This is a genomic window from Streptomyces graminilatus, from assembly GCF_001418565.1.
In the GTDB taxonomy this organism is placed as follows: domain Bacteria; phylum Actinomycetota; class Actinomycetes; order Streptomycetales; family Streptomycetaceae; genus Streptomyces; species Streptomyces graminilatus.
In genome coordinates this window covers 1-12,649 of the sequence record NZ_LIQQ01000486.1, presented here as the reverse complement: position 1 = coordinate 12,649, position 12,649 = coordinate 1, and the positions used below count along the sequence as shown (strand labels likewise).

General features: G+C 68.4%; 9 protein-coding genes and 1 tRNA gene. 5 read left to right on the top strand and 5 right to left on the bottom strand.

The annotated features are described in order from the left end of the window. The 3 genes from AOK08_RS33610 to purM all read left to right on the top strand — a co-directional run. The coding region (locus tag AOK08_RS33610) for an META domain-containing protein (protein ID WP_338400163.1) at window positions 1-1,007 on the top strand (1,007 nt) is incomplete at its 5' end. Window positions 1,008-1,101: 94 nt separating this feature from the next. Further along, the gene (gene purF, locus AOK08_RS33605) at window positions 1,102-2,631 is read left to right on the top strand and encodes an amidophosphoribosyltransferase (protein ID WP_055533043.1); all 1,530 of its coding nucleotides are present in this window, start codon (window positions 1,102-1,104) and stop codon (window positions 2,629-2,631) included. Between the two features lie 60 nt (window positions 2,632-2,691). Next, window positions 2,692-3,792: a phosphoribosylformylglycinamidine cyclo-ligase gene (gene purM / locus AOK08_RS33600; RefSeq protein ID WP_055533041.1), complete on the top strand. Its 1,101-nt coding sequence runs from the start codon at window positions 2,692-2,694 to the stop codon at window positions 3,790-3,792. A gap of 292 nt (window positions 3,793-4,084) precedes the next feature. On the opposite strand, the gene AOK08_RS33595 is transcribed toward purM, so the two are convergent. Continuing rightward, complete coding sequence (locus tag AOK08_RS33595) at window positions 4,085-4,348, bottom strand: DUF3073 domain-containing protein (RefSeq protein WP_055533039.1); 264 nt, start codon at window positions 4,346-4,348, stop codon at window positions 4,085-4,087. A gap of 288 nt (window positions 4,349-4,636) precedes the next feature. Continuing rightward, the gene (locus tag AOK08_RS33590; RefSeq protein WP_055533037.1) at window positions 4,637-5,737 is read right to left on the bottom strand and encodes a Leu/Phe/Val dehydrogenase; all 1,101 of its coding nucleotides are present in this window, start codon (window positions 5,735-5,737) and stop codon (window positions 4,637-4,639) included. A gap of 234 nt (window positions 5,738-5,971) precedes the next feature. On the opposite strand from AOK08_RS33590, the gene AOK08_RS33585 reads away from it, so the two are divergent. Next, the gene (locus AOK08_RS33585; RefSeq protein ID WP_055533035.1) at window positions 5,972-6,841 is read left to right on the top strand and encodes a DUF8083 family protein; all 870 of its coding nucleotides are present in this window, start codon (window positions 5,972-5,974) and stop codon (window positions 6,839-6,841) included. A 547-nt stretch (window positions 6,842-7,388) separates the two neighbouring features. After that, on the top strand, window positions 7,389-7,595 hold the full coding sequence (gene bldC, locus AOK08_RS33580) for a developmental transcriptional regulator BldC (protein WP_033321412.1): 207 nt from the start codon (window positions 7,389-7,391) through the stop codon (window positions 7,593-7,595). Between the two features lie 464 nt (window positions 7,596-8,059). Here the strand turns inward: bldC and AOK08_RS33575 are convergent, their stop codons facing one another. From AOK08_RS33575 to hrpA, 3 genes are all read right to left on the bottom strand, one after another. Next, window positions 8,060-8,257 (bottom strand): DUF6274 family protein, encoded by a 198-nt coding sequence (locus tag AOK08_RS33575; RefSeq protein WP_055533033.1) that lies wholly within the window; start codon window positions 8,255-8,257, stop codon window positions 8,060-8,062. Window positions 8,258-8,432: 175 nt separating this feature from the next. Further along, a tRNA-Asp gene (locus AOK08_RS33570) sits at window positions 8,433-8,507 on the bottom strand. Window positions 8,508-8,641: 134 nt separating this feature from the next. Further along, a partial coding sequence (gene hrpA / locus AOK08_RS33565; RefSeq protein WP_055533031.1) for an ATP-dependent RNA helicase HrpA occupies window positions 8,642-12,649 on the bottom strand: 4,008 nt, incomplete at its 5' end.

Here is a 12,649-nt window from a genome sequence, read left to right as displayed (position 1 = left end):
ACGACGGCCGGGCGGCGACAAGGAGGTGCCCGTACGCCGAAAGCGGCGCGAAAGCGGCGCGAGCGACCGGCGGACGGGAACCGTCAACCCGCCCCCTCCGTCACAGCGGCATGAAGAAGCAGCGACTGACGAGCGTCAGCCTCAGCATCCTGGCCCTGACCGTCATCCCCCTCGCCGCCGCCTGCGGCAGTGAGAAGGCCAGTAGCAGCAGCCAGACCGTCGGAGCCGGGACCGGGACGGGCAAGGGATCGGGAACATCCGATGGCACCCGCGTCACCGGTGTCCACTGGGCCATCGACGACCTCACCGTCGACGGGAAGAAGAGCCCCGCCCCCGCCGGCGCCTTCCTCCGGATCGACAAGAACGGCAAGGTCAGCGGCAACTACGGCTGCAACACCTTCGGGTCCACCGCCAAGATCGACGGCAACTCCATCGACCTCGGGCGGACCCAGTCGACCGACATGGGCTGCCTGGGTGATCGGATGACCTTCGAGAAGAACCTTTCCAAGGCGCTCGCCGACGGAGCCCTCATCGCCAAGGCCCAGCCCGGCGTAAAGGGTGAGAACGGGCTCACCCTCACCACCAGGTCCGGCGACATCATCCACCTCAGCGAGGCGAAGGACCGCGCCCTCTACGACACCAAGTGGACGGTCACCGCACTCGGTTTCACCCAGGAGGAGAGCGAGGGTGACACCGACTCCGGCAGTGCCGTCGGCGCCCCGCTGCCCTCCGGCGCCCAGGCCTACCTCGTCTTCGACAAGGAGAAGGGGACCGTCAGCGGCAAGGCCGGCTGCAACAACGTTTCCGCCGAGGCAACCGTAAGCGACGGCACTATCACTTTCGGCAGTCCGTCGACCACCCGAAGGATGTGCGACGGCTCACTCATGGAGACGGAGAAGGCGTTCCTGAAGATCTTCGACAGCAAGGTGAAGTACGAGATCAATCAGGGCTCCCTGTCCCTGACCAGCGCAAACGGCACCACCGCCGACGCGACCGCCACCGATTGAGCCACTACCGCACCGCACGGCCCCACAACGCCCGCACGTCACAGTCGCATTCCCTAATTCGGACCAGTGGTCGATCTCGCCTACACTCGGTGGCGTGCCACGTGGTGACGGTCGACTCAGTCATGATCTGCTCCCCGGCGAGAAAGGCCCCCAGGACGCTTGCGGCGTCTTCGGGGTCTGGGCCCCCGGCGAAGAGGTCGCCAAGCTCACTTACTTCGGGCTCTACGCCCTCCAGCATCGAGGCCAGGAATCCGCCGGTATCGCGGTGAGCAATGGCTCGAAGATCCTCGTCTTCAAGGACATGGGGCTTGTCTCCCAGGTCTTCGACGAGACCTCACTCGGCGCGCTCAAGGGTCATATCGCGGTCGGTCACGCCCGCTACTCGACCACGGGCGCGTCGACCTGGGAGAACGCCCAGCCCACCTTCCGGGCGACCGGCCACGGCTCCATCGCCCTCGGCCACAACGGCAACCTCGTCAACACGGCGCAGCTCGCCGAGATGGTCGCCGACCTGCCCAAGCAGCACGACGGCCGCACCCCGCGCGTCGCGGCGACCAACGACACCGATCTGCTGACGGCCCTGCTGGCCGCCCAGACCGACGACGAGGGCAACCCGCTGACCATCGAGGACGCGTCCGCGCGGATCCTTCCGCAGGTCAAAGGCGCCTTCTCGCTCGTCTTCATGGACGAGGGCACGCTCTACGCCGCCCGCGACCCGCAGGGCATCCGCCCGCTGGTCCTCGGCCGCCTGGAGCGCGGCTGGGTCGTCGCCTCCGAGTCCGCCGCCCTCGACATCTGCGGCGCGGCCTATGTGCGCGAGATCGAGCCGGGCGAGTTCGTCGCCATCGACGAGAACGGCCTCCGTACCTCCCGATTCGCGGAAGCGAAGCCCAAGGGCTGCGTCTTCGAGTACGTGTACCTGGCCCGCCCGGACACCGACATCGCCGGCCGGAACGTGTACCTCTCCCGCGTGGAGATGGGTCGGAAACTCGCCAAGGAAGCCCCGGTCGAGGCCGACCTGGTCATAGCGACCCCGGAATCCGGCACGCCCGCCGCGATCGGGTACGCCGAGGCCTCCGGAATCCCCTTCGGCGCCGGACTCGTCAAGAACGCCTACGTCGGACGTACGTTCATCCAGCCGTCCCAGACCATCCGCCAGCTCGGTATCCGGCTCAAGCTGAACCCGCTGAAGGAAGTCATCAGGGGCAAGCGCCTGGTCGTCGTCGACGACTCGATCGTGCGCGGCAACACCCAGCGGGCGCTTGTGCGCATGCTGCGGGAGGCCGGCGCGGCCGAGGTCCACATCCGGATCTCCTCGCCGCCCGTCAAGTGGCCCTGCTTCTTCGGCATCGACTTCGCCACCCGCGCGGAGCTGATCGCCAACGGCATGACCATCGACGAGATCGGCACCTCGCTCGGCGCCGACTCCCTCTCGTACATCTCCCTCGACGGCATGATCGAGGCGACCACCATCGCCAAGCCGAACCTGTGCCGCGCCTGCTTCGACGGCGAGTACCCGATGGAACTCCCCGACCCCGAACTGCTCGGCAAGCAGCTCCTGGAGACCGAGCTGGCCGCAGGACCCGCAGCCACGGCCGCGGCCGACGCCATCCGTCGCCCGTAAAGCCCGTAAGCGGCCAAAAACCTGCACCACGAGCAGTACGAAACGAAAGTCCTCAAAGCCATGCCTGAGAACCCTGAGACCTCTGGGACCCCTGGGACCACTGGTGCCAGCTACGCAGCCGCCGGCGTCGACATCGAAGCGGGCGACCGCGCCGTCGAGCTGATGAAGGAGTGGGTGAAGAAGACGCAGCGCCCCGAGGTTCTCGGCGGCATCGGCGGCTTCGCCGGCCTCTTCGACGCCTCCGCCCTCAAGCGCTTCGAGCGCCCGCTGCTCGCCTCCGCGACCGACGGCGTCGGCACGAAGGTCGACATCGCCCGCCGGCTCGGCGTGTACGACACCATCGGCCACGACCTGGTCGCCATGGTCATGGACGACATCGTGGTGTGCGGCGCCGAACCGCTGTTCATGACCGACTACATCTGCGTCGGCAAGGTGCACCCCGAGCGTGTCGCCGCGATCGTCAAGGGCATCGCCGAGGGCTGCGTACTGGCCGGATGCGCCCTGGTCGGCGGCGAGACGGCCGAACACCCCGGTCTCCTCGGTCCGGACGACTTCGACGTCGCCGGCGCCGGTACGGGCGTTGTGGAGGCCGACCGCCTGCTCGGCGCGGATCGCATCCGTACGGGCGACGCGGTGATCGCCATGGCGGCCTCCGGGCTTCACTCGAACGGGTACTCGCTGGTCCGCCATGTACTCCTGAACCAGGCCGGTCTGTCCCTGGACGCCCACATCGAGGAGTTCGGCCGCACCCTCGGCGAGGAACTCCTCGTCCCCACCAAGATCTACTCCCTGGACTGCCTGGCCCTCACCCGGACCACCGACGTCCACGCCTACTCGCACATCACCGGCGGCGGCCTCGCCGCCAACCTGGCCCGCGTGATCCCGGACACCCTCCACGCCATCGTGGACCGCTCCACCTGGACCCCGGACCCGGTCTTCGACCTCGTGGGCAGGACGGGCTCGGTAGACCGCCTGGAGCTGGAAAAGACTCTGAACATGGGCGTGGGCATGATCGCCATCGTCCCCGAGGAGTCAGCGGACGTAGCCCTCGCCACCCTGGCGGACCGAGGCGTAGACGCCTGGGTGGCAGGCGAAATCACCGACCGCACAGACGCCCACACAACAGGCGCGGAGCTGGTTGGCGACTACGCCACCAACTAGCCGCATCCCCCCCTGACTGGCAGGCGGCGCAGCCGCCGCCAGTCAGGGGCGCGGGGAACTGCGCGACCAGCCCCAACGCACCCGCACCCGCCACCCGGCAGCAGCCCCCGCCCCAATAGGCGCGAGTCGGCCCAGCCCAACCCAGTGGAACGACAACGCACGAAACCCGGTCCGGCGCTTGATTCGCCCGGACCGGGTGAGGTGCGGCTGATGCCCCAAAGGATCACAGGGATCCCAAGGATCACAGGATCTGTGTCGCCCTTTTCAGCGCGCCGCAAGCCGACGTAAGACGTCAAGCCCCACGGCGATGTTGCGACGCGGGACCTGAGGACTGATCGTCCTCGTCCTCATCGTCGTCGTTGTACAGATCCGCGTACTGGGCGTACGGGTCGTCTTCTTCCTCGTCGTCGTCCTCGAACGGCTCGCCATTCGGCGGCTGGCTCGAAGTCGAAGCGCCCAGCTCATTGGCCAGACGCGAGAGGTCAGTCCCGCCGCTGCTGTACTTCAGCTGGCGGGCGACCTTCGTCTGCTTGGCCTTTGCCCGGCCGCGCCCCATGGCTCGACCCCCTCGGATACGGGGCTCGATGGCCCCAGAGTCTTGACACGCGTTCATGTTATGGAACGGGCTCTCCGTGGAGAGACCGGTCCGTAGGGCTTCCACGGTACCTGAGCCCACGCCCATACGGTACGTCGCCCGCAGGACGTGCCGGTGCCCAGAACCCGCGAGGTGCCCTGTCCTCGCTGGTCAACCGCGATTTTAACCACTTATTGGCGGGCGACCCGCCGACGGGGGTGTGAGTTCGCTCCAACTCCCCGCCGGCAGGTACCTCCGCACCCGCTCCGGCTAGCGGCTCCGGCGGGCCTCCGCCATCCTCTGCTCGGCGATCCGGTCGGCCGCAGCGGCCGGCGGAATCCCGTCCGACTTCGCACGTGCGAATATGGCCAGCGTGGTGTCGTAGATCTTCGCGGCCTTCGCCTTGGCCCGCTCGAAGTCGAACCCGTGCAGCTCGTCGGCCACCTGGATCACGCCACCGGCGTTCACGACGTAGTCGGGCGCGTAGAGGATCCCGCGGTCCGCGAGGTCCTTCTCGACGCCCGGGTGCGCCAGCTGGTTGTTGGCCGCCCCGCACACCACCTTGGCGGTCAGCACGGGCAGGGTGGCGTCGCTGAGCGCCCCGCCCAGCGCGCAGGGCGCGTAGACGTCCAGCCCCTCGGTCCGGATCAGCGCGGCCGTGTCGGCGACCGAGGTGACCCCGCCGTTCGGGTGGGCGGCCAGCACAGCGCGTACGGCGTCCTCCCGTACGTCGGTGATCACGACCTCGGCGCCGTCCTCGCGCAGATGCCGCACCAGGTGGTGCCCGACCTTGCCGACGCCCGCGACACCGACCCGGCGCCCGCGCAGCGACGGGTCGCCCCAGAGGTGCTCGGCGCTCGCCCGCATGCCCTGGTAGACGCCGAAGGCGGTCAGCACGGAGGAATCGCCCGCGCCGCCGTTCTCGGGGGAGCGTCCGGTCGTCCAGCGGCACTCGCGCGCGACCACGTCCATGTCGGCCACATATGTGCCGACGTCGCACGCGGTGACGTACCGCCCGCCGAGCGAGGCCACGAACCGGCCGTACGCGAGGAGCAGCTCCTCGCTCTTCACGAGGTCCGGATCGCCGATGATCACGGCCTTGCCACCGCCGTGGTCGAGCCCGGCCATGGCGTTCTTGTACGACATTCCGCGCGCGAGGTTCAGGGCGTCGGCGACGGCCTCCGCCTCGCTCGCGTACGGGTAGAAGCGCGTACCGCCGAGCGCGGGGCCCAGGGCGGTGGAGTGGATGGCGATCACGGCCTTGAGACCGGTGGCGCGGTCCTGGCAGAGCACGACTTGCTCATGACCCCCCTGATCCGAGTGGAACAGGGTGTGCAGTACATCAGCAGGCGCGCCGGTTACGTCGGTCACTGTGGTGACTCCAGGGAAGTAGCGGCGGTTGGGGCCCGGGGCCCGTACGGGTGGCGGGCCTCCGTGGGCTTGAGAGTAGAGCTCCTCCCCGGCCTCCGGGGGCCAACTGTCCCCGCAGTGCCAAGGATCACCCATCGGTGACCTGCGGCCATATGACACTTTGTCTAGTTTTCCCGTGCCGCCGTGTGCCGGTCACACGGGTTTTCCCGGTCGTCCAGGGGGGAGGGAGCAGACGTGCCCAAGGTGTCCTCGGTGATCGTCCCGTATGCGTCCTACTTGCGTGTCTACGAGCCTCTGGCGGCCTTCCCGGAGCCGGAGCGCAGCCACTGGGCGCGCTACGCCCGGCGGCCCGACCGGCCCTCGTACCAGGACGAACTCCGGCGTTCCCTGGCCGATTTGCTGCCCACCCCGCCGGTCGCGGTGCCGGTGCAGGAGAGCGCGGACGCGTTCGTGACCGAGGTCGGGGGCGTGGTGTGCGTGTGCCCCTGGCGCACCAGGCTGCGCGGCTGGCAGGCGCTGGGCGCGCTGGGGCGGGAACTGCCCGCGCCGGTCCTGGACGCCGTCCTGCCGCCCCTCGTACGCCACCAGGCCGCCCAGGACTACGAGCGCTGGCAGACCCGCAACCCGGACGCCCGGCCCTGGATCCGCTCGGCGACCTGGCAGGTGCCGCTGAACTGGTTCGTGCTGGTGACGGACGAGGAGCGCGAGTACGACAAGGGCTCGGGGGACGCGGGGCAGGCCGGGGCCGACGGCGGCACGGCGCCCGTGCTGCGCTACCGCACGCCCATGGTCCAGGCCCGGCGGCGGGTGGCCCGCGCGCTGCGGACCCTGCGGGACACCATCGACGAGGGGCCGCTGACCGACGGTCTTGTGGACGTGGGGCGCTGGCTGGAGGAGTTCCATCCGCGCTCCCTGGTCGAGCTGGACTACGGCGGGCTCGTGCACGTGGTGCCGGCCGGTGAGCTGGCCGCCGACCACTCGGCGGCGGACGTGGCCGCCGGGATCGAGGCACTGCGCGCGGGTGACGGCGAGGCGGCCGGGGAGGCGTACGGGAGGCTCGTGGAGAGGTGGCGGGCGGTGCGGGACCGGCGGTCGGCCAACTGATCGTTTGCCTGAGCTTTGCCCGACGGTTTGTCTGATGATTCGTCAGACAAACCCTCCCTGGAACGTGAGTTCCTTTTGTATGGGACGCTCTTGGGGCTGCCGTGGGACGTAGGTCCCGATCCGGGCGTTTGTGTCAAGCGTGACGGACCGCACGTACAGGTGGCTTGCGTCCCTTGCCCCTCCTCGTGCCAAAATAGGACAAGGAGTCCGGGGGAGGCTCTATCTGCCCATCTTTGGGTGGAATCTCAGCATTGCACGCTATGGGGGGTCTCGTGACTCCTGATCGCCACTGTGACTGATCGTCACAGTGGCGTGACTGTCCGCTATGGCATGGTCCATTGGCTTCCGTCGCCGATGGACGTCTGGGAGGGCAATTCCATCGGTTTGGCCTACGCGGTTGGACAGATGGTGTAGTTGTAGTGCCGAGGACAAGCCGTTCGTCCTATAACCGACTCGACCCGCATCCGCCATTTCGGGCAACGCGGGTCAAGGTGCAGAATTTAGAGGAATGAACCGAGAAGGTTCGGTTCTCCCGAGGAGGCCGCTCATGACCGCTCGCACCCCTGATGCCGAGCCGCTGCTGACCCCCGCTGAGGTCGCCACCATGTTCCGTGTGGACCCGAAGACGGTCACGCGGTGGGCGAAGGCCGGCAAGCTCACATCCATCCGCACGCTCGGCGGGCACCGCCGATACCGCGAGGCCGAGGTCCGCGCCCTGCTTGCGGGTATTCCGCAGCAGCGCACCGAAGCCTGACCAACTGAATAGCCGGACAAAAGCGGCAGATCCCCCAACTATCTGCCGAGCTGTCCGGCGGGCAACACCCGCAACACTCGCAACACCAGAGTCACCTGCTTCACGACCAACAGCTTCAACCGACGCGGGTCCTGCCCCAACAGGCCCCACGCCCAAGGCAGTTCCATCAGTTTCATAGCTTCAAGGGTGCGTCGTAGAGATCGCGCTGGACTCCGCCGGGTCCAGCGCGATCTTTTTTGTGCCGTCGGCCGGGGCGGCGCGGGGGTGGCATGGCGTGCTCTGAGCGGCCTTGTTGGACTCTGGGGAGGGGTGTCGGATCGGCTCCGGAGCGGCCGTCGAGGCTGGTGCAATTGCACATATTAAATTGACTTGTTGTGAGAGACCGGTAAGAACCCGCATTTTGAAAACCCGCGCGGTGACACCTGTCACATGCTGCGCATCTTGCTGACGGCATGCCATGAGTGTTATTGGGGATTGCTGTTGGTGCCCGGTGTCTCGTCGCCCTCGGTGTCCTCGTCGGTCTCGGCGCAGCGCTCCATGGCGAGCCGCTGTAACCGGTGGCAGATCGGACAGTGCCGGGTGAGATGCGGGTACCCGCTGGCGGCCGACAGATGTGCCCGGAGCAGAGCACGCGTCTCGTGCCGTCGCGCGGTCGCCGCCATACGCCACCTCCGGAAGGGGGGAAGGGCGCCGAAGGCCCTGTCCCCTGGGTACCGGTGCGGGGCGGCCCCGTCAATAAGGCCACAGCGACCGGCAGGGCGACATGCGCGGCCACGGCCACAACGAGAGAGGGCCCGAGTCCTGAGACTCGGGCCCTCTCTCGTACTTCTTATCGTGCGGTCCTGACGGGATTTGAACCCGCGGCCTCCACCTTGACAGGGTGGCGAGCACTCCAAACTGCTCCACAGGACCAGGTTTCGCGGCACTTGATGTTGCGCTGTGCTGCGAAAAGAGACTGTACAGGAGGGGGAGCCCAGGGTCGAACTCACCCACCGTACCGACCTCGTCACGCTCCGGGTGCCCGATTCGCGGGGGCCTGTGCGGCTTTACGGGGCCTGCGCGTCGATCGCCTTCACGATCCGCTTGTCCGACACCGGGTACGCGGTGCCCAGCGCGTGGGCGAAGTAGCTGACGCGGAGTTCCTCGATCATCCAGCGGATGTCCGTGACCGCCGGGGGCACCGGCCGGCCCTGCGGCAACTGCTCCAGCAGCCAGGCGTACTCGTCCTGCATCTCGTGCACCTTCTCCATGCGGGTGGTGTCCCGCTGGACGTTGGTCGGCATCTGCTGGAGGCGCCGGTCCACGGCGACGAGATAGCGCATCAGGTCGGGCAGCCGCCGCAGTCCGGCCGCCGTCACGAACCCGGGCCGTACGAGGGCGTCCAACTGCCCCCGCACGTCCGCCAGGTTCGGGAGCAGGACGGCGCTCCGTACGCCCTTCAGACGGCGCTCACAGGCCTGCCAGGCGGCCAGCACCTGCTGCACCTGGCCGACCGTACGGACCGTCGTGTCGACGATCTCCGCGCGCACCTTGTCGTACAGCTTCCGGTGCGACTCCTCGTCCCACGCCGGGCCGCCGAAATCGGCGATCAGCTTGTCGGCCGCGGCCATCGCGCAGTCGTCGAACAGGGCCTGGATCGAACCGTGCGGATTCGCGGACAGCGCGAGCTTCGCCGCGTTGGTCAACTTCTCGGACGCGAACTTCGCAGGGTTGACCGGGATGTTGCGCAGGATGAGCCGCCGGCTGCCCTTCCACATCGCCTGCCGCTGCTCGTCCTCCGTGTCGAAGAGGCGTACGGAGACGGTGTCGCCGTCGTCGACCAGCGCCGGGTACGCCTTCACCGGCTGGCCGGCCCGGCGCGTCTCGAAGAGGGGTGCGAGGGTCCCGATCGTCCAGTCCGTGAGGCCGGTGCGTTCGAGGGACTCGCCGCCCGCGCGCTCGGCGGTGGCCGCCGCGGCCTGCGAGATGGCCTGGCGTGCCTTCGGCTTGAGCCGGAGGCGGAGCACCTCCAGGTCCTTGTCCTCGGCCAGCTTGCGGCGCCGCTCGTCGACGATCCGGAAGGTGATCCGGAGATGGTCCGGGATCCGGTCCTGGTCGAAGTCGTCGGCGGTGAACGGGACTCCGGCCATGCGCTTCAGCTCGCGGGCCATGGCGGTGGTCAGGGGCTCCTGGAGGGGCGCCGGGACGACGGCCAGGAAACGCTGGGCGAAGTTGGGCGCCGGGACGTAGTTGCGGCGGATCGGCTTGGGCAGGGAGCGGATCAGCTCCGTCACCAACTCCTCGCGCAGGCCCGGGATCTGCCAGTCGAAGCCGTCGTCGGTGACCTGGTTCAGCACCTGGAGCGGGATGTGGACGGTCACACCGTCGGCGTCCGCGCCCGGCTCGAACTGGTACGTCACCCGGAACTTGAGCCGCCCCTGGTGCCAGGCGTCCGGATAGTCGTCCTTGCTGACGTCCCCGGCGCGCTCGTTGATGAGCATCGCCCGCTCGAAGTCGAGGAGTTCGGGCTCCTCGTGCTTCTTGTGCTTCCACCAGGAGTCGAAGTGGGCGCCCGACACGACATGTTCGGGCACCCGTTCGTCGTAGAAGTCGAAGAGGGTCTCGTCGTCGACCAGGATGTCCCGGCGGCGGGCCCGGTGCTCCAGCTCCTCGACCTCGGTGAGCAGCCGCCGGTTGTCGGCGAAGAACTTGTGGTGCGTCCGCCAGTCGCCCTCGACGAGCGCGTTCCGGATGAACAGCTCCCGGGACGCCTCCGGGTCGATGCGCCCGTAGTTCACCTTCCGCTGGGCGACGATCGGTACGCCGTACAGCGTCACCTTCTCGTACGCCATCACGGCCGCCTGGTCCTTCTCCCAGTGCGGCTCGCTGTACGTGCGCTTCAGCAGGTGCTCGGCGAGGGGCTCGACCCACTCGGGTTCGATACGCGCGTTGACGCGGGCCCACAGCCGCGAGGTCTCCACCAGTTCCGCCGACATCACGAAGCGCGGGGGCTTCTTGAACAGGGCGGAGCCGGGGAAGATCGCGAACTTGGCGTTGCGGGCACCGACGTACTCGTTCTTGCCGGCGGTGTTGCGGGGGCTGTCCCCTGTCGCCGAGGACGCTCCGGTCCCGGTCGTCGCGGCCTTCGTCGGTACGTCCTTCATCCCGATGTGCGAGAGGAGGCCGGCGAGGAGGGAGACATGGACGCTCTGCTCGGGGGCGTCGTCCTCGTTGGGGTGGATGCCCATCTGGCGGGCCACCGTACGGAGCTGGGTGTAGATGTCCTGCCACTCGCGGATGCGCAGGAAGTTCAGGTACTCCTGCTTGCACATCCGCCGGAACGACGACGAGCCCCGCTCCTTCTGCTGCTCGCGCACATACCGCCAGAGGTTGAGCAGGGCGAGGAAGTCGGACGTCTCGTCCTTGAAGCGGGCGTGCTGCTGGTCGGCCTGGGCCTGCTTCTCGACGGGCCGCTCGCGCGGGTCCTGGATGGAGAGCGCGGCGGCGATCACCATGACCTCGCGGACACAGCCGTTCTTGTCGGCCTCCAGGACCATCCGGGCCAGGCGAGGGTCGACGGGAAGTTGGGCCAGCTTGCGGCCGGTGTCGGTGAGGCGCTTCCGCGGATCCTTCTCGGCGGGGTCGAGCGCGTTCAGCTCCTGGAGGAGCTGGACACCGTCACGGATGTTGCGGTGGTCCGGCGGGTCGATGAAGGGGAACTTCTCGATGTCGCCCAGGCCGGCCGCGGTCATCTGGAGGATGACGGAGGCGAGGTTCGTCCGCAGGATCTCGGCGTCCGTGAACTCCGCGCGGGCCTCGAAGTCGTCCTCGCTGTAGAGCCGGACGCAGATACCGTCCGACGTACGGCCGCAGCGGCCCTTGCGCTGGTTGGCGCTGGCCTGCGAGATCGCCTCGATCGGCAGCCGCTGGACCTTCGTACGGTGGCTGTAGCGGGAGATACGGGCGAAGCCGGGGTCGATGACGTACTTGATGCCCGGCACGGTGAGCGAGGTCTCGGCGACGTTGGTCGCCAGAACGATCCTGCGCCCGGTGTGCTGCTGGAACACCCGGTGCTGCTCGGCGTGCGAGAGCCGCGCGTACAGGGGGAGTACTTCCGTGAACCGGTAGTTCTTCTTGTTGAGCGCGTCCGCCGTGTCGCGGATCTCGCGCTCGCCGGAGAGGAAGACGAGGATGTCGCCCTTGCCCTCGCCCTGGAGCTCCTCGACGGCGTCGCAGATCGCGGTGATCTGGTCGCGGTCGGAGTCCTCGCTGTCCTCTTCGAGGAGCGGCCGGTAACGGACCTCGACGGGGTACGTACGGCCGGAGACCTCCACGATGGGGGCGTCGCCGAAGTGCCGGGAGAAGCGCTCGGGGTCGATCGTCGCCGAGGTGATGACGACCTTCAGGTCCGGCCGCTTCGGCAGCAACTGGGCCAGATACCCGAGCAGGAAGTCGATGTTGAGGGACCGCTCGTGGGCCTCGTCGATGATGATCGTGTCGTAGGCGCGCAGCTCGCGGTCGGTCTGGATCTCGGCGAGCAGGATGCCGTCCGTCATCAGCTTGATGACCGTCGCGTCCTGGTTCACCTGGTCGGTGAAACGGACCTTCCAGCCGACGGCCTCACCGAGCGGCGTGTCCAGTTCCTCGGCGATCCGCTCGGCGACCGTACGGGCCGCGATACGACGGGGCTGGGTGTGCCCGATCATGCCGCGTACGCCGCGCCCGAGTTCGACGCAGATCTTGGGGATCTGGGTGGTTTTCCCGGACCCGGTCTCACCGGCCACGATGACGACCTGGTGGTCGCGGATGGCGGCGGCGATCTCGTCCTTCTTCTGGCTGACGGGAAGCTGCTCGGGATAGCTGACCGACGGCACACGGGCGCGCCGCTCGGCCATGCGCAGCTCGCCCTTGGCGACCTCCGCCTCGATCTCGGCGAGGACGGCGGCACGGGCTTCCGGCTTGCGGATCCTGCGCGCGCCTTCGAGCCTGCGCCCGAGCCGGTGCGCGTCGCGCAGGGACAGCTCGGTCAGGCGGGGGGCGAGATCGCCGAGGGCGGGAGCGCCGGGGGCACTGAC

Bases quoted from the DNA above. Each gene is read 5' to 3' on its own strand.
- purM (WP_055533041.1), top strand. From the start codon at position 2,692: ATGCCTGAGAACCCTGAGACCTCTGGGACCCCTGGGACCACTGGTGCC.
- AOK08_RS33595 (WP_055533039.1), bottom strand. From the start codon at position 4,348: ATGGGGCGCGGCCGGGCAAAGGCCAAGCAGACGAAGGTCGCCCGCCAG.
- bldC (WP_033321412.1), top strand. From the start codon at position 7,389: ATGACCGCTCGCACCCCTGATGCCGAGCCGCTGCTGACCCCCGCTGAG.
- AOK08_RS33575 (WP_055533033.1), bottom strand. From the start codon at position 8,257: ATGGCGGCGACCGCGCGACGGCACGAGACGCGTGCTCTGCTCCGGGCA.